Genomic DNA, 15,987 nt, shown 5'->3' on the forward strand with positions numbered 1-15,987 from the left:
AAAGGAGAAAGAATGCGTTTTGGTTTAACACTGGTGACTCTTATGGTAGGCTTTATGTCATTCGCCCACGCGGCAAATGATGCGAAAGTTTATACCTTAACACTTGCCACAACATGGGCAGAGCAAGTACCTTTTTTAGGAACAGCGCCTGCAACACTGGCACAAACTGTTGAGACGATGTCCAATGGACGTTTAAAAATCAAGATTGATTCACCCAACAAACACAAATCCCCTTTTGGCGTGATGGATATGGTTAAAGCGGGTCAATACGATCTTGCTTATACCGCTTCGTACTACTACAAAGGAAAAGACTATAAATTGGTCTTCTTTACCACCGTCCCCTTTGGTATGCTGATCAGCGAGCAATATGCGTGGTATAACTATGGTGGCGGCAAAGAGTTGGCAGAGAAAGTGTACAGCACACACGGTCTTATCTCTTATCCAATGGGAACAACGGGGATGCAAATGGGAGGATGGTTTAAAAATGAGATCAAATCCTTAGCAGACCTCAAAGGCTTGAAATTTCGCATTCCAGGACAAGGTGGCGAAGTCATGGCAAAACTGGGCGTGAATGCGATGAGCACCCCTCCCGGAGAGCTCTACACCGCACTTGAGCGCAATACCATCGACGCGGTTGAGTGGATCAGCCCTGTGTTTGACTTCTCTATGGGCTTTCACAAACTCGCCAATTACTACTACACAGGATGGCAAGAGCCTGCAAGCGAAATTCAAATGCTCGCCAATAAAAAGAAAATCGAAGCGTTACCAGCTGATTTAAGAGCGATCCTAGAAGTGGCTATTCGTTCAGTAGGAAGTCAGTTAATGGAGCAAGCAACGCACGCCAATGCAGAAGCTTGGGCAAATATTGCCAAAGAGTATCCAAATGTTAAAGTGCAGCAATTCCCTTCCGATGTTATGGCGGCACTTAAAAAAGCTGCACACGAAATCGAAGATGAACAAGCAGCAAAAGACCCTGTCTTTAAAGAGATTTTAGAATCTCAACGTGCGTACTTAGCGAAAGTGCGACCTTGGACACTGATGGGTGAATACGGATATTTGAAACAACTCGAAAAATAAGAGAGTTTAAGGGCTTTTACCGTTTTACATGTAACGGTAAAAGCCCTCTTCTGCTTGCCTCGTTGCTTACGCTTTGGGGCGAAAAGGTTTCATTACTGCTTCGTTACATGTAAGAAAAGGTCCCTCTAAAAGATCGATGCAATAAGGAACGGCTGGGAAGACTGCGTCTAAACACTCACGAATGGATTTTGGTTTTCCTGGAAGGTTAATGATCAAACTGCGACCTCGAATACCCGCCGTTTGACGCGATAAAATCGCCGTTGGAACGTACTTAAGACTGACTTGACGCATAAGCTCTCCAAACCCTGGCATCATCTTCTCGCACACCGCTTCCGTGGCTTCAGGGGTGACATCTCGAAGCGCAGGACCGGTACCTCCTGTGGTGACAATCAGACAACATCCTTGTTCATCCGCCATATCTTTGAGTGCCTCTTCAATAAGACTCTGCTCATCAGGAATCACTTCGTAAACACTCTCCCACTCAGAGCTTAAATACTCGCTTAATGTCGCAATAATGGCTTTGCCAGAGAGGTCTTCATACACACCGGCACTCGCACGATCCGACACGGTTAAAATGCCAATTTTTGCTTTCACTGTTTTTCTCCTAATTTAAATTCTAGTAACGTCGAAATCGTTTTGGTATACGGTGCATCTACACCGATTTGATGGAGGGCGCGAATCACAACACCGCAAATCTCTTCGATCTCAATGCTTCGTCCCTGCTCCAAATCCACCAACATCGAAGGTTTGATCGAATCAAAATGCTTGATCAGCTCAAACATCGCCTCAACATCGGCTTCGGTAATCTTTACATGTAAAGCGCGCGCTGCCGCTGCCGTTTCGTGCATCAACCCTTGTACAATGGACGAGAGCTTCGTATGATCAAATAAAACACCTGTTTTCACCTCTAAAAGTGCACACAAAGCATTGACGCCATTATTAATAATCAGCTTTTTCCAAAGCTCTTGCTCAATGTCATACGTGGTTTGGGTCGGAATGCCTGCTTCATTAAACGTTGTAGCCAACGTTTCTAAAAAAGCTTCATTCTCAGAGGTTGTGCGCATCATCCCTAAAATCGTCTCAGCAGAACCCACCGCATTCACGCATCCGGGAGCTACAACGTGGGCTCCAATTTTACGGGTTAATCCGCCTATGACAAACTCTTCCGCGAAATAGTCGCATAAAATCGCCTCATTTTCAACACCATTTTGCAAAGAGACAATGTAGGGAGGTTTGATCTGTCGTTTGAGCCACTCAGCCAAAGAGGCTGAAGCTTCACGCGTTGCTGTAGATTTTGTTACGAGTAAAATGACATCATAATGGTGTGGATCAAGATGCGAAAGGGCTTCCATATCTAACGCTTTTACAGGATGAGAGAAGTGAAGCGTTGGGTGAGAAAGGACAAGCCCATTGGTCTGTAAAGCGTCTAAATGCGCACCTCGCGCGACCAACAAAACCTCATGCCCCGCTTCCAATAACTTGGCGGCGATGTAGCTCCCTACTCCGCCAGCACCAAAGATGATAATGTTCATTTTTGAGAAAGGCGAACGCGCACACTCGCTTCATGCGCTCCAAGACCCTCAGTGTGGGCTAGAAGCGCACACGCCTCACCGATCTCATCGATGCCCTGCTTACTCATGCTGATGATCGAAGAGCGCTTCAAGAAGTTCTCAACACCCAACGGTGAGTAAAACTTTGCCGTACCTCCCGTTGGAAGCGTGTGGTTTGGCCCTGCGATATAATCGCCAATCGGCTCAGGCGTATAAGAGCCCATAAAAATAGCACCAGCATGGCGAATTTTAGGAAGGAGATCAAACGGGTGTGATGTCACGATTTCTAAGTGTTCTGGAGCGATTTGATTCATCAACTCCACCGCTTCATCCATCGAAGCGGTGACAATAATAGCACCTCGCTCTTTGATAGAGACTTCCGCAATCGCTTTGCGTTCCAGTGTCTCAAGCCACGCATACACTTCCGTGTGTGTTTTCTCCGCAATCTCAAGTGAAGGGGTAATCAAAATGGAGCTTGCCATCTCATCGTGCTCTGCTTGAGAGAGTAGATCGATCGCTAAAAGATGCGGATCGGCACTCGTGTCAGCAAGGACTCCAATTTCGCTAGGACCTGCGATCATATCGATGTTGACATCGCCAAAAACGAGTTTTTTAGCCGTTGCGACAAAGATATTACCCGGTCCCGTGATAACGTCTACTTTGGGAATACTCTCAGTACCATACGCCATAGCACCAATCGCACTCGCCCCACCGACTTTAAACGCCTTTGTGATGCCACAGAGGTGCATTGCCGCAAGTAAAAGGGGATTGAGCTCATTATGAGGAGCAGGTGTACAAACCACAATCTCTTTAACCCCCGCCACAATGGCAGGAATCGCATTCATCAACAAACTGCTTGGGTATGCCGCTTTGCCGCCTGGAATGTAAAGCCCTGCACGGTCGACGGGTGTCACTTTTTGACCTAAAACCGTTCCATTGTCTTCAAAATCAAGCCATGATTTTGGCATGAGTTTTTCATGGTACGCATAAATGCGTTTATACGCAAGCTCTAGCGCCTCTTTGAGTTTAACATCCAACGCATCATAGGCTTTTTTCATATCAGCGGTTTTCACTTCAAGCGCTTCATCGCTTTCAACATGCCATTTATCGAATTTTTCAATGTGATTTTTTAGAGCGCTGTTGCCCTCAGCTTTAATCTCAGAAAGGATTCCTCCTACAATTTTGGAGACATTTTCCATATCCATATTCCCACGACGGAGCAGTTCATCAAACTTAGCTTGAAAAGTTGGTTCATTGGTTTTTAAAAGTAACATGATTGATCCTCTTTATAAGTGCTTTATTATAGCATATTTGCCTTACGCACATACCTCTGTAGCATCGAAGCATTGCCTAAAATGCCTCCTTGATGGAGATAGATGGGTGTTCCATCCAGCAAAGGCAGATGCTCCAATAAAGCACTCCAACCGACAGGGTCGTACAGCAAATCAAACTCCACACCCATCTCATTACGTAAACGTTGCCATAATACATACAATTCTATGTATAATTTTCCATAGTGGTATTTGTGTTTGGTTTCTAAAATAGTGGGCAAATGTGTCAGATCAGGCACAACCATTTTCCACTGCTTTTGCAAATACGCGCTGTCCCCAACGGTGTTACATGTAAAGACCGGAAAGGGTAGATACTTTTGCAAAAAGAGTGCCGTGGTGCCCGTGCCAGAGGGTAAAAAGAGGTAAGGATTGGAAATGGCATGCGTTTGAATATCTGCTAAAAGTTCGTTCGCTAAAATCTTAACGCCCTCTTCTGCCTCTTTTTGCCTGCCCCCTTCGTTTACATGTAAACTCTTGGCATCGAGCCAACGAAGCACTTCCTCTTCACGCGTCTGAGATTCGATGATATTCATGCCATTTGTCAATGCTTCTTTGTAATTACCGATGGGATTTTCTTTGAGAAACCGTGGAATATGATCACACACATAAATAAATTCCCACCCTTTTAGTCGCGCTAAAACGGAGAGTGAATACATGGCGTTGGATTGGTTGGAACCTGAACTTACCACACGTTGGATATGGGGAAAATCATGATTTAAGAAGTAGTGAAATTTACGGGCTTTATTGCCTGAAAAATCTTTATCTAAAAGATCATCGCGTTTAAGATAAAAAGTCTGATGGTTGAACGTTCGTTTTTCAAAGGGGGAAGAAGGAAAAAACATGTTTACATGTAAAGAGGAAGAAGCCCCAAGATGAGGCTTCTTTTAATTAACAACGATCTAAACAATTGAGATCGGCAAAGGCTTTGAGTAAGCGACTTTTGATCGCTTCTTCGCCAGGACGAAGCCATTTACGTGGATCATAGTATTTTTTATTGGGTTTATCTTCACCTTCTGGATTACCGATTTGTCCTTGAAGGTAAGGCGCGTATTTTTCAACATACCCTTTAACCCCTTCCCAAAACGCCCACTGGGTATCGGTGTCGATGTTCATCTTGATGACGCCGTACCCTACGGCTTCACGAATGTCACTAAGTTCGCTTCCGCTTCCACCGTGAAATACAAAATTGACAGGTTTGGCATCGGTTTTAAATTTTTTCTCAATGTATTTTTGAGAATTATCCAAGATTTTAGGTGTCAAATTGACGTTGCCTGGTTTATAGACACCATGCACATTACCAAAAGAGGCGGCAATGGTAAAATTAGGGCTGATTTTCAAAAGCTCTTCGTACGCATACGCCACATCTTGTGGTTGTGTGTAAAGGGCTGCATTATCCATATGGGTGTTATCCACGCCATCTTCTTCGCCACCCGTACACCCAAGCTCAATTTCAAGCGTCATCCCTAGTTTACTCATACGTTTGAGGTAAGAGACACAGGTCTGTACATTTTGCTCTAGTGGTTCTTCGGAAAGATCCAACATGTGAGAGCTAAAAAGGGGTTTGCCTGTTTTGGTAAAATGCACTTCACTGGCACTAAGAAGCTCATCGATCCATGGAAGCAGTTTGCGTGCAGCATGATCGGTATGTAAAATCACAGCAACCCCGTACGCTTCAGCCAATGTGTGTACATGTAAAGCACCACTGATCGCACCAAGCACGCCTGCTTTAAGGCCATTAACACCTTTTCCTGCATAAAACTCAGCTCCACCATTGGAGAACTGAACAATCACAGGAGAATTAGCCGCTTTGGCTGCCTCCAAAACTGCATTGATCGAATTTGTACCTACGACATTCACAGCTGGAATGGCAAATTGGTTTGCTTTTGCAATCGCAAAAACCTTCTGCAGATCACTTCCTGTAACAACACCCGGTTTGACAAAATCAAAAATTTTTGCATTTACCATGAAAACGCCTTTTATTTCAATTTTTATACGCCTTATGGGCAAAGCCCAAAAAGCTACGCTGCACTATGCACTAAAGCTTGCCTCTTTGAGGCAGAATTAAATCAGTATTAACATGCCTTAGATAATTGCCACTAGAGGACATGTAACATCACATATCGAAAGGCTATTTGCCTCTATTTTTAAAAAACAAGATTTTTGTGAAAAGCCTTGTCTTTTTACGACAAGGCTTTCAATTTTTGAAGTTATTTAATCGTTACTTTTGCATTTTTTCTAAGTGTTTTTGCTTTATCCGCTACTAAAACACGGAATTTTTCCATTTTTAAGCCATTTTCAATTTGTGCTTTTACCACGTCAAACGTTGCTTTCTCAGCCGCTTTGGTATCTTCGACTAAAATAACATGGAAACCAAATTGTGTTTGAACAGGTGTTTTAGTGATTTCACCTTTTTTAAGTGCAAATGCTGCATCTGAGAAAGGTTTTACCATTTGATTGGCTGCAAACCAACCAAGCTCTCCGCCACCTTGACCGCTAGGACCTGTTGATTTACTCGTTGCAAGCTCAACAAATTTGTCATTGAGTTTTTGACCGCTTAGACCATCAAGTTCTTTAATGACATCTTTCGCTTCTTGCTCCGTTTTAACAAGTACGTGTCTTGCTTTAACCGTTGCTGGTTGCATAAATTTGTCAGCGTTTTTGTCATAATAATCTTTCACATCTTTTGCATCTACTTTAACGCCATCGTAGATTTTTTTCATCCAAACTTCAAGGGCAAGGTCTGCTTTGATGCGTTTAAGGGCTTCAGCATAATCTTTCTCTTTTTCAACACCACTTTTAGTTGCTTCCGTCGTCAAAAGTTTACGCTCAACCGCTTGCTCAACAATTTTTTGTTTTGCATCAGCAGGAAGCTCTTCAAACTTTGCACCTTGCATTGCGCGCATAAGCACTGCAATGTCTTGATCGTTTACATCTTCACCGTTGACAGTTGCATAAACTGTTGCATTTAAACTTACACTTAATACTGCCGCAGCAATACTGCTTAGAATAACTTTTTTCACTAAGATCCTTTTATAAATTAATACGCGTATTGTACCCCAAATCTTATTACTATTTCTTAAATGAAATGTTAATTTTAAGGATTATCGGTATAATTTTTCAAAAACAGATGAGAATGACATGAAAAAAGCCACCCAAAAAGAGATTGCAGCGATTAAAGCGCTCTTTTTAGAACACTATGCAACCGCCGTTACCGAACTTAAATACAACTCTTTATACGAACTCTTAGTCTCGGTGATGCTCTCAGCCCAATGCACCGATAAACGGGTCAATCTCATCACCCCAGCGCTATTTGAGCGCTATCCTGATGCTACGTCACTTTCCGTTGCCGATCTTGATGAGGTCAAATTGTTCATCAACTCCTGCTCTTTTTTTAACAATAAAGCGGTCAATCTACTCAAAATGGCTCAAAAAGTGGTCGAGCTTTATGATGGTGAAATTCCTTTAGATGAGCAAAAACTGATGGGACTCGCAGGTGTGGGGCAAAAAACGGCGCATGTCGTCATGATCGAATACGCCAATGCCAATTTAATGGCAGTCGACACCCATGTGTTTCGTGTATCACACCGTTTGGGGCTTTCAAGTGCTAAAACCGCGATTAAAACCGAAGAAGAGTTGACGAAGATTTTTAAAAATGATCTGCACACCCTTCACCAAGCGATGGTGCTTTTTGGCAGATACACCTGTAAAGCCGTCCATCCCATGTGTGAAGTCTGTTTTTTAAAAGAGCTGTGTAAAACAACCCAAACGTTTAAGGTTTGATAGAGTTTCTGCAAAACTCTTTACACGCTTTTGAAGCAAAGCTTCAAAAAGCTACGCTAACGCTGAGTATACTTGAGCAGAAAGCCCACGCACCTTTGGTGCTTTAACCCGTAACAGTGTCGATCCATTTAATGGAGCAGCCTTGTGATGGGTGTTGCACTTTGGGGGCATCTTGCTTACTAAAGAGCATCATCACCGCTTCTCTAAGGTCTTCTTCTTTGACACTGCGCGCATCTTGCCAGTTATCATCCAATCTTCCATGATAGTAGAGCTTCGCTTCACCATCAAATAAGAATATGTCAGGCGTACACACCGCACCCAAACTTTTGGCGACATCTTGGTTTTCATCGATCAGATAAGGAAAGTCGATGTTCATCTCTGCAATTTTGTCGAGCATATGCGAAGGCGAATCTTCAGGATAATTGGGGTGAATGTTAGGATTGATCGCCACGGTGGTAATGTCAAGTTTCTTTGCAAATTCAGCCACAGCGATGAGTCGCTTCCAAATAGCATTAGAATACGGGCAGTGATTACACATCACCGCAATCAAAAAGCCACCTTTTCCAAACAGCTCTTGGCTCTTAAAACGTTTTCCATTAGGATCTTCAAGTTCAAAATGTTCGAGTGTTTTACCCAGTTCAACAGATGCTGAGTGTATGAGTGACATGGTTTAATCCTTATAGATATTAATAATTTTTTGAACAATCAAGGCGGTCTTATCAACAGAAGCAAGATCGCACTCTTCTCTTGGTGAATGCGGATAACGAATGGTGGGTCCTATCGAAACTGCTTCGATTTTTCGAGGCTGACGCGCGATTAACTCACCACACTCAAGTCCCGCATGAATCGCTTTAAACGGAGCATGCGCATAAATGCTCTGCATCGCCTCTTGAACACGAAGCGCAAAAGGTGTGACTTCGGGCTTCCATGCGCCATGCCAACCTTCTTGCGTTACGTCAAAGCCAAGCGCCTTGAAAAACGCCTCTGTCTCTGCTGCTAGTATAGCTAAATTTTCATCATCCATCGCACGTGCGGCACAATCCAACCTAAGCACACCTTCCTGATGGGAAATCACACCCAGATTAATGCTTATAGAGGGGATATCAAGGGTTCTATCCCACTCGCGTACTCCTTGTGCAAATGCCCCAAGTGCTCTCATAATTGCATTGGACTCTGCTATAAAATGCGTATAATTCCCTCGTTCTAAAGGTTTTACATGTAACCGTGAATCGTTTACATGTAAAGGTGTTTTAGACGCTACAATCGTGGTTGCACTCTTTGGAATGGCGTTGCGTCTCTCACCACCTTCGAGCGCGATCAAAACAACATCTTGACTTAAAAGTTCATACCCAAGTGCTTTAATGGCGGAGGGGATTTTTTTATCGATATCCACGCCCGAATGTCCGCCTAAAAAATCAAACGCATGAATTTCATACAGGTGCATAGACTCACTCAACGGTTCAAAATGAAGGTTCAAAGAGGCAATAACATCCACGCCACCAGCGCACCCGATGTAAATTTCACCCTCTTCTTCGGCATCTAAATTGAGTAGCGATGAAGACTTTAAAGGCATTTCAAACTGCATCGCACCAATAAGTCCCACCTCTTCATCAACCGTAAAAAGGCATTCAAGATTTTCGTTATGTTCCATCGCCCAAAACATGATCGCCATACCCATGCCATTATCAGCACCTAACGTAGAGTTTTTGGCTTTGATCAGTCCAGCTTCAATCACAATCTCAATCGGTTGGGTGTCGCCAATACAGACCATGTCGTAATGTGCTTGCAAACAGACTTTGGGAGCACCTTTTTGGCATAAAATATTGCCCACAGCGTCTTCATGCACTCTAAAAGCAAGAGCCTGTGCAAAGGTTTTAATTCTCTCTTTCATCTGTGTCGTATGATAACTACAGCGAGGAATGGCGGTAATTGCTCTAAAATGCTCTACTATTTGCTCCATCAAAACCCTTGAAAATTTAATAAATGAAATGCTATTATACAACCCATGAAAACAATATTAATCCTTCTCACTGCACTTCTTTTACAAGGTTGTCTCTATTTTAACGATCGGGGCGTATCGGGTCGCTACTACAATGGCTGTAAAGAATACTACGACGGTATGGGCATCTACCACAAAGAGTGCGATGAAAACTTGGTCGAATACAAAACCGTGACCGATGGCGTTTCAAAAGGGGTCGACAAGAGTGTTGAAGCCACCAAAAGCCTTTTTGAATAAGCCTGTATGCCTTTAAATAACATTCGCCAAGAGCGACTAGCATGGCTAGACTGGAAAGATATTGCACCGATGAGAGAAGCCCTCGCTGCTCTTCCTCACATTGAAAACATCACCACAACTTTAGGCAATAGCATTCACATCAATGCTTTACATGTAAAGCGTGAAGAGAAAGAAAAAATCCACGAGTGCGCCCTTGCGCTTCGTCCTTGGCGAAAGGGTCCTTTTGAGCTGTTTGATACCTTTATCGACACCGAATGGCAAAGCTTTATCAAGTACAATCTCTTAGAGCCTCATTTTAATCTGGAAGGCAAAATCGTTGGAGACATCGGCTGCAACAACGGTTATTATCTCTTTCGTATGCTTTCACACAAACCTAAAAAATTGGTAGGGTTTGATCCTTCCGCATTGTATAAAACGCAGTTTGATTTTATCAACCATTTTCTCAAAAGCGATATTGTCTATGAAATGCTAGGTGTTGAACATCTGCCTTTGTATGAACACCGGTTTGATACCCTCTTTTGTTTGGGCGTGCTCTATCACCGAAGCGACCCGATTCAAACCCTTAAAGCACTCTACCAAGGGCTCACTCCTGATGGAGAACTCATTTTAGATACGTTTATGATCGATGGCGATACTCCTGTGGCACTTTGCCCCTCAAAAACCTACTCTAAAATTCCCAATGTCTATTTTGTGCCAACCATCCCAGCCCTTACCAACTGGTTGGAGCGTGCAAAATTTAGGGACATTGAACTCTTAGAGATCAAAAAAACAGATGCTTTGGAACAGCGTAAAACCGACTGGATTTACGGTGAAAGTTTAGAGCATTTTCTAGATCCAAATAACCCTGAACTTACGATTGAAGGGTTTCCAGCCCCTAAGCGTGTTTACATTAAAGCAAAACGCTAAATCAGTCGATTTGCTCATATCTAAAGAATAGATTTTGTGTACAGCTCCTTTTACAGGACGAACACGTGTGTCACGAATTAAATAGAAAAAACAAGGATGCTTATGGCAAAGAATAACGCGGGATTAGTCAAAGAGATGATCGATAACACCACCAATTTTGAAGATGAATTAGAACTGTTGGATGATGCGTCCCTTGATTCTAGTAACTTTTTAAATGACGATCTTAAGACGCATCTCAAAATTAAAAGTACTCTCGTTGGCAATCTTGTAGCCATGGCAAAAAATACCTCAAAAGTTGTTTTACAAACCACCCATGAGATGAGTGTTGATGAATTTGGGCTCATTCACAGTGGATTTCTCTTTGGTTCAGCAGAATATGCAGCTGTTGCGGCAGTAAATGAGCCCAATGTCGTTATCATTGGCTGTCGCTCAAAGTTTTTTGCGCCTGCAAAAGTGGGTGATTTAATCACGTTTGAAGCCAGAGGGCGCTTTGAGGATGCCCGTAAACGAGAGATCAAAGTGATTGGCATGATCAATGAGATCAAAGTGTTTGAAGGACTCTTTCAAGCTGTTTTACTTGAGAGACATATCCTTCAAACAAAAATTGATGAGCTCCAAGCCAGTTTCAATCCTAAAGATTTAGCCTAAAAAACTAAACCAATAGGGTACATTTTTTTGTTCTACTTTAAGCGTTGTTTTTTCTCCATGCCCTGGAAAAATCTCCCAATCCGCATCGATTTGTAGGAATTTTTCCAAACTTTGACGCATTTGTTCACTGCTGCTGTAAGGAAAATCATACCTACCAATCGAGTTTTTAAAGATAAAATCCCCACTAAACAGTGTATTGTCAATTAAGATAGCACTACAACCAGGTGTATGTCCTGGAAAATGCAAAAACTGCACCACAATACCTTCTAGTTCAAAGCATTGATCCCCAACCACTTGGACATCGGCATAGCTTGGGGGTGTGCCTTGAATAAAAGGATCACTCTCTAACATAAAACAGTCTTCGATTGGGGCATACAGAGGAACATGAAGCGCTTTTACCAGTGCTGCATTGCTCCACACATGGTCAAAATGACCGTGCGTATTTAAAATGGCAATAGGATGCGATACCTGGGCTAACACCCATTCTGCCGCTTCCATTCCAGGGTCAATAATAATCTCTTTGCCGTCTATTGTAACGATGTAACAATTGGTTCCATAAGCGCCACACGCTCTACTTTTGATCTGCATCATTCACTTCTTTTGATTGTTTTTTTTATTTTAACACAACTCATCTAATTTTGCTTTGGAAGCTTAAAAGATTGCATTAATTTTAAGTTTAGTATAATTGGAATGTTGCTCAAATTGCTTATAAGGTTACCATGATGAACACATACCAATCCATTGAAAAATTTTTAATTCAATTCCTTCAAGATGAGGTGCAAAAAGCTGGTTTTTCCAAAGTGGTTTTGGGTATCAGCGGCGGCGTAGATTCGGCTGTTGTTGCTATTCTTGCCCATAAAGCTTTTAACGATAATCTACTAGGCATTATGCTGCCTGCTTCGACGTCAAGTCGTGCAAGTTTAGAGCATGCGAGCGAACTTTGCGAAAAATTTGGTATTAAAGTTGAGAAAATTCCAGTTGGGCCACTTGTCGATACCTACTTTCACGATAAAAAAGATGCTTCAAAACTTCGCATTGGTAATTTCAGTGCACGCATGCGTATGGCAGTTTTATACGATATTTCAGCACGTGAAAATGCGCTGGTGCTAGGAACTGGCAATAAAAGTGAAATTTTGCTTGGATACGGCACTATTTTTGGCGATCTTGCTTGTGCGATCAATCCTATTGGCGAACTCTACAAAACCGAAATCTTTGAATTTGCACGCTATCTTGGTGTGCCCGATTCTATTCTCACGAAAGCACCTTCTGCTGATCTTTGGGAAGACCAAAGTGATGAGGGCGAGTTTGGATTTAGTTATGCACAGATTGATAAAGTGCTCTACGCACACATTGAAGAGGGCAAAGACAAAGAAGCCCTCCTTGCTTCTGGGTATGAAAAAGAGCTTGTGGAAATGGCACTAGAGCGCATTGCAAGCAATCTTTTTAAAAGAAAACTTCCAACCATTGCTGATTTGTCAGCGGTAAAATAAAGGATAACTATGAGAGAAATACCGTTTTATAAACCATTTATCGACCAAAGAGAAAAGACACTTATCAATGAAGTTTTAGATTTAGAAAAAGCGAACAAAGTTGAAACCCTTGAAAAAGAGTTTATAAAATACACAGGATGCGGTGATGCTATCTCTACTGTAAACGGAACAGCGGCAATGCACCTTGCAATGTGCGCTCTAGACCTCAAACGTGGTGATAAAATCATCTGTTCTGTCAATGCGTTCCCTTCTGTGGCAGAGGTTGTGCGACATTTTGATGCGGAGCCTATCTTTGTAGACATTGACAAAGATGATTTTAACATCGATGTTGACCTATTAGAAGGTGTTTTGAAAAACAATAAAGCCAAAAAACTCAAAGGGGCATTTATCAGCCACATTGCAGGTCAACCTGCGGACATGGCGCGTATTTATGAGTTGGCGAAAATCTACGACATTAAAATTATCGAAGATGCGACAGCTGCCCTTGGTGCTACGTACAATGGTAAAAAAATTGGCTCCTTGGAAGCAGACATCACCGTTTTTCGTTTCAATCCCCAATCCAATAACTCTGTTTCCAGTGCAGGGATAATGACCACTAAAGATCCCGAGCTTTCAGAGCGCGCAAGATTGCTTCGTAACCACGCACTCGTTGGCGAGGGTTGGGATAAATTTGGTAACCTAGGCTATGTGTACGATGTGGTTGATATTGGTCTTAAATACGACCTTAATGAACTCAATGCAGCGTATGCCATTGGACAATTAGAAAAAAATGAGAGCTTTATTGAACGTCGAATGGAAATTGCAGACATTTATAACCGAGAACTTGCTTCATGTCCTCATGTCAGCACTCCGATTAAAAAACGCGATCATGTCTATGCACAGTACATTATCAAAATTGACAAAAACCGAGACAACTTTGCAAAAGAGCTTAAAGAGCGTGGTATTTACACAGGGCTTCACTACATTCCATTGCATCTTTTAAGCTACTACAAACACAAATACACCTTACGCGTCAACGATTTTCCAAAAGCGCTGAGCAATTACCAACAAATTTTATCACTTCCTATCTACTCAAGTCTCAGTGATAAAGATGTCCTTCACATTTGTGAACAGATCAAAGAGATTGCTAAAAACCGTGTTTAACCGCTCACGTTTTGTTCTCTGGGTAGAAGCCTATCTTTTCTACCCAACTTCTTTGTTTCAACGACTCATCTCCTACCTTTTGCTGCCGCTTAGCGCCCTATATTGTGCCATTGTTCTAAGCAAACGCTTCTTTTCTCGTAAACAAAAACTCTTTTTCACACTCCCCATTGTCAGTATTGGGAATCTTACCGTTGGCGGCAATGGCAAAACACCCTTTTGCATCGCCTTAGCCAAAGAACACTCCAATATTGCCATCATCCTTCGAGGCTATGGACGAAAATCGCACGGGCTTATTGTGGTCTCCGATAACGGTCAAATTATGTGCGATGCAATGGCAAGTGGGGATGAAGCGATGCTGTACGCCAAATCTTTGCCAGAAGCTACGGTGATAGTCAGCGAAGATCGTGTCGAAGCGATTCGCTTTGCCAAAAAACGAGGCGCAAGAATCATCTTTTTAGACGATGGTTTTTCCAAAAGCTATATCTCAAAAATCGACATCCTGCTCAAACCAAATCCGGAACCACGTAATAGCTTTTGCCTCCCCAGTGGACCGTACCGTGAACCAAAATTTCTTTACACATACGCCGATCTGATCGTCTCAGAAGGCAATGATTTTGTGCGCCACGTGGAAGTCTTAAACCCAAGCCCACGTATGCTGTTGGTCACGGCTATCTCTAAACCCAGTCGTTTAGATGTTTACCTTCCAGAGAATGTTATTGGAAAAATTACGTTTGAAGACCATTACATGTACACTGAAAAAGAGCTTGAAAATCTTCTGTTAGAACACAATGCCACAACCATTTTAACCACCCAAAAAGATGCGGTCAAAATGTCAACGTTCGATATTCCACTCTCCATTCTCAAACTTGAAATCGAAATCTTCCCCGAAACACTCGCTAAAATCAACACACTTTTAGCTCCTAAACGCTAAAATAAGGCTTTAACCTTTACGCAAGGATTTGCTGTGCAACATAAAATACACCAAGCACAAATCTTGATGGACGCATTGCCGTACATTAAACTTTTCAATAAAAAAACCATTGTGATCAAATACGGTGGCGCCGCACAAATTAACCCCGAACTCAAAGAGCAGTTTGCAAAAGACATTGTTCTACTCTATCTTGTGGGCATTAAACCAATCATCGTCCACGGTGGTGGCAAAAAGATCAATGCCCTCTTAGATAAACTCGAAGTAAAAAGTAACTTTGTGGATGGTCTTCGTGTGACGGACGATCAAGTGATGGAAGTCGTTGAAATGGTGCTGAGTGGAAGCATCAACAAAGAGATCACCACACTTCTCAATCACCATGGTGCGAAAGCGATTGGGATTACAGGAAAAGATGCCAATTTTATCCACGCAAAACCGATGGATAATGGCAAATACGGTCTTGTGGGCGACATTACCAAAATCGATAAAAAAGTACTCAAACACCTCATTCGTGAAAAATTTATCCCCGTTATTGCCCCTATTGCTGCAGGAGATGATGTGGATCATCCAGGCTATAACATCAATGCAGACCTCGCTGCGAGTAAAATCGCGGTGGCAATGAAAGCCAAAAAAATCATCTTTCTAACCGACACCCTAGGTGTGCTTGATAAAGAAGGCAATCTCATCTCAAGCCTCGATAAAACAAAAATCAAAGCGCTAAAAAAAGATGGCACGATCAGCGGCGGCATGATCCCCAAACTAGACGCCTGCTTAGAAACGATTCGTGGTGGGGTTGAATGCGCGCACATCATTGATGGAAGAGTGCAACACTCCATTTTACTAGAGCTTTTTACCAAAGATGGTATCGGCACGATCATTAAAGAATAAAGAAGGAAAT

At 42.5% G+C, this 15,987-nt stretch carries 18 protein-coding genes; 9 read left to right on the forward strand and 9 right to left on the reverse strand.

What is annotated here, in order from left to right:
- Nucleotides 1-12 precede the first annotated feature (12 nt).
- A complete protein-coding gene (locus JU57_RS09515; RefSeq protein WP_037960173.1) occupies nucleotides 13-1,077 on the forward strand; it encodes an ABC transporter substrate-binding protein in 1,065 nt (354 codons plus the stop codon).
- 66 nt (nucleotides 1,078-1,143) lie between these two features.
- Here the strand turns inward: JU57_RS09515 and mog are convergent, their stop codons facing one another.
- The 6 genes from mog to JU57_RS09545 all read right to left on the reverse strand — a co-directional run bounded on the left by mog (nucleotide 1,144) and on the right by JU57_RS09545 (nucleotide 6,978).
- A complete protein-coding gene (gene mog, locus JU57_RS09520; protein ID WP_037960176.1) occupies nucleotides 1,144-1,671 on the reverse strand; it encodes a molybdopterin adenylyltransferase in 528 nt (175 codons plus the stop codon).
- Entirely contained in the window at nucleotides 1,668-2,609 is a 942-nt protein-coding gene (locus JU57_RS09525; protein WP_037960178.1) for a ketopantoate reductase family protein, read from the reverse strand. The genes mog and JU57_RS09525 overlap by 4 nt, the downstream gene beginning before the upstream one ends.
- A complete protein-coding gene (hisD, locus tag JU57_RS09530) occupies nucleotides 2,606-3,901 on the reverse strand; it encodes a histidinol dehydrogenase (protein ID WP_037960181.1) in 1,296 nt (431 codons plus the stop codon). Before hisD ends, JU57_RS09525 begins: the two co-directional genes overlap by 4 nt.
- A 26-nt stretch (nucleotides 3,902-3,927) precedes the next feature.
- A complete protein-coding gene (locus JU57_RS09535) occupies nucleotides 3,928-4,800 on the reverse strand; it encodes a 1-aminocyclopropane-1-carboxylate deaminase (RefSeq protein WP_037960184.1) in 873 nt (290 codons plus the stop codon).
- Between the two features lie 46 nt (nucleotides 4,801-4,846).
- On the reverse strand, nucleotides 4,847-5,923 hold the full coding sequence (gene fbaA / locus JU57_RS09540; protein WP_037960187.1) for a class II fructose-bisphosphate aldolase: 1,077 nt from the start codon (nucleotides 5,921-5,923) through the stop codon (nucleotides 4,847-4,849).
- 242 nt (nucleotides 5,924-6,165) lie between these two features.
- Nucleotides 6,166-6,978: a peptidyl-prolyl cis-trans isomerase gene (locus tag JU57_RS09545; RefSeq protein ID WP_037960190.1), complete on the reverse strand. Its 813-nt coding sequence runs from the start codon at nucleotides 6,976-6,978 to the stop codon at nucleotides 6,166-6,168.
- A 118-nt stretch (nucleotides 6,979-7,096) separates the two neighbouring features.
- Between JU57_RS09545 and nth the strand changes: the two genes are divergently transcribed.
- Nucleotides 7,097-7,738 (forward strand): endonuclease III, encoded by a 642-nt coding sequence (gene nth, locus JU57_RS09550; RefSeq protein ID WP_037960193.1) that lies wholly within the window; start codon nucleotides 7,097-7,099, stop codon nucleotides 7,736-7,738.
- 103 nt (nucleotides 7,739-7,841) lie between these two features.
- Here nth and JU57_RS09555 read toward each other — a convergent pair whose 3' ends face one another.
- The gene (locus tag JU57_RS09555) at nucleotides 7,842-8,405 is read right to left on the reverse strand and encodes a thioredoxin family protein (protein ID WP_037960196.1); all 564 of its coding nucleotides are present in this window, start codon (nucleotides 8,403-8,405) and stop codon (nucleotides 7,842-7,844) included.
- 3 nt (nucleotides 8,406-8,408) lie between these two features.
- Nucleotides 8,409-9,698 (reverse strand): M20/M25/M40 family metallo-hydrolase, encoded by a 1,290-nt coding sequence (locus JU57_RS09560; protein ID WP_037960199.1) that lies wholly within the window; start codon nucleotides 9,696-9,698, stop codon nucleotides 8,409-8,411.
- 45 nt (nucleotides 9,699-9,743) lie between these two features.
- Between JU57_RS09560 and JU57_RS09565 the strand changes: the two genes are divergently transcribed.
- From JU57_RS09565 to JU57_RS09575, 3 genes are all read left to right on the forward strand, one after another.
- Complete coding sequence (locus JU57_RS09565) at nucleotides 9,744-9,974, forward strand: hypothetical protein (protein WP_037960202.1); 231 nt, start codon at nucleotides 9,744-9,746, stop codon at nucleotides 9,972-9,974.
- 6 nt (nucleotides 9,975-9,980) lie between these two features.
- Nucleotides 9,981-10,880, forward strand: coding sequence for a tRNA 5-methoxyuridine(34)/uridine 5-oxyacetic acid(34) synthase CmoB (gene cmoB, locus JU57_RS09570; RefSeq protein ID WP_037960206.1), 900 nt, complete (start codon nucleotides 9,981-9,983; stop codon nucleotides 10,878-10,880).
- A 102-nt stretch (nucleotides 10,881-10,982) separates the two neighbouring features.
- Nucleotides 10,983-11,528 carry a thioesterase gene (locus JU57_RS09575; protein WP_051906773.1) on the forward strand — a complete coding sequence of 182 codons (546 nt, stop codon included), beginning with the start codon at nucleotides 10,983-10,985 and terminating at the stop codon, nucleotides 11,526-11,528.
- Here the strand turns inward: JU57_RS09575 and JU57_RS09580 are convergent.
- A complete protein-coding gene (locus JU57_RS09580; protein ID WP_037960345.1) occupies nucleotides 11,520-12,116 on the reverse strand; it encodes an MBL fold metallo-hydrolase in 597 nt (198 codons plus the stop codon). The genes JU57_RS09575 and JU57_RS09580 overlap by 9 nt on opposite strands.
- A 134-nt stretch (nucleotides 12,117-12,250) precedes the next feature.
- On the opposite strand from JU57_RS09580, the gene JU57_RS09585 reads away from it, so the two are divergent.
- From JU57_RS09585 to argB, 4 genes are read left to right on the forward strand one after another with little or no spacing between them, the layout of a single operon-like run.
- Complete coding sequence (locus JU57_RS09585; RefSeq protein ID WP_037960208.1) at nucleotides 12,251-13,018, forward strand: NAD+ synthase; 768 nt, start codon at nucleotides 12,251-12,253, stop codon at nucleotides 13,016-13,018.
- A gap of 9 nt (nucleotides 13,019-13,027) precedes the next feature.
- Nucleotides 13,028-14,161 carry a DegT/DnrJ/EryC1/StrS aminotransferase family protein gene (locus tag JU57_RS09590; RefSeq protein ID WP_037960211.1) on the forward strand — a complete coding sequence of 378 codons (1,134 nt, stop codon included), beginning with the start codon at nucleotides 13,028-13,030 and terminating at the stop codon, nucleotides 14,159-14,161.
- Nucleotides 14,154-15,092: a tetraacyldisaccharide 4'-kinase gene (locus JU57_RS09595; RefSeq protein WP_037960214.1), complete on the forward strand. Its 939-nt coding sequence runs from the start codon at nucleotides 14,154-14,156 to the stop codon at nucleotides 15,090-15,092. Before JU57_RS09590 ends, JU57_RS09595 begins: the two co-directional genes overlap by 8 nt.
- Before the next feature lie 33 nt (nucleotides 15,093-15,125).
- Complete coding sequence (argB, locus tag JU57_RS09600; RefSeq protein WP_037960215.1) at nucleotides 15,126-15,977, forward strand: acetylglutamate kinase; 852 nt, start codon at nucleotides 15,126-15,128, stop codon at nucleotides 15,975-15,977.
- Nucleotides 15,978-15,987 lie beyond the last annotated feature (10 nt).

Origin of the sequence: Sulfurospirillum sp. SCADC (assembly GCF_000743525.1) — a bacterium.
In the GTDB taxonomy this organism is placed as follows: domain Bacteria; phylum Campylobacterota; class Campylobacteria; order Campylobacterales; family Sulfurospirillaceae; genus Sulfurospirillum.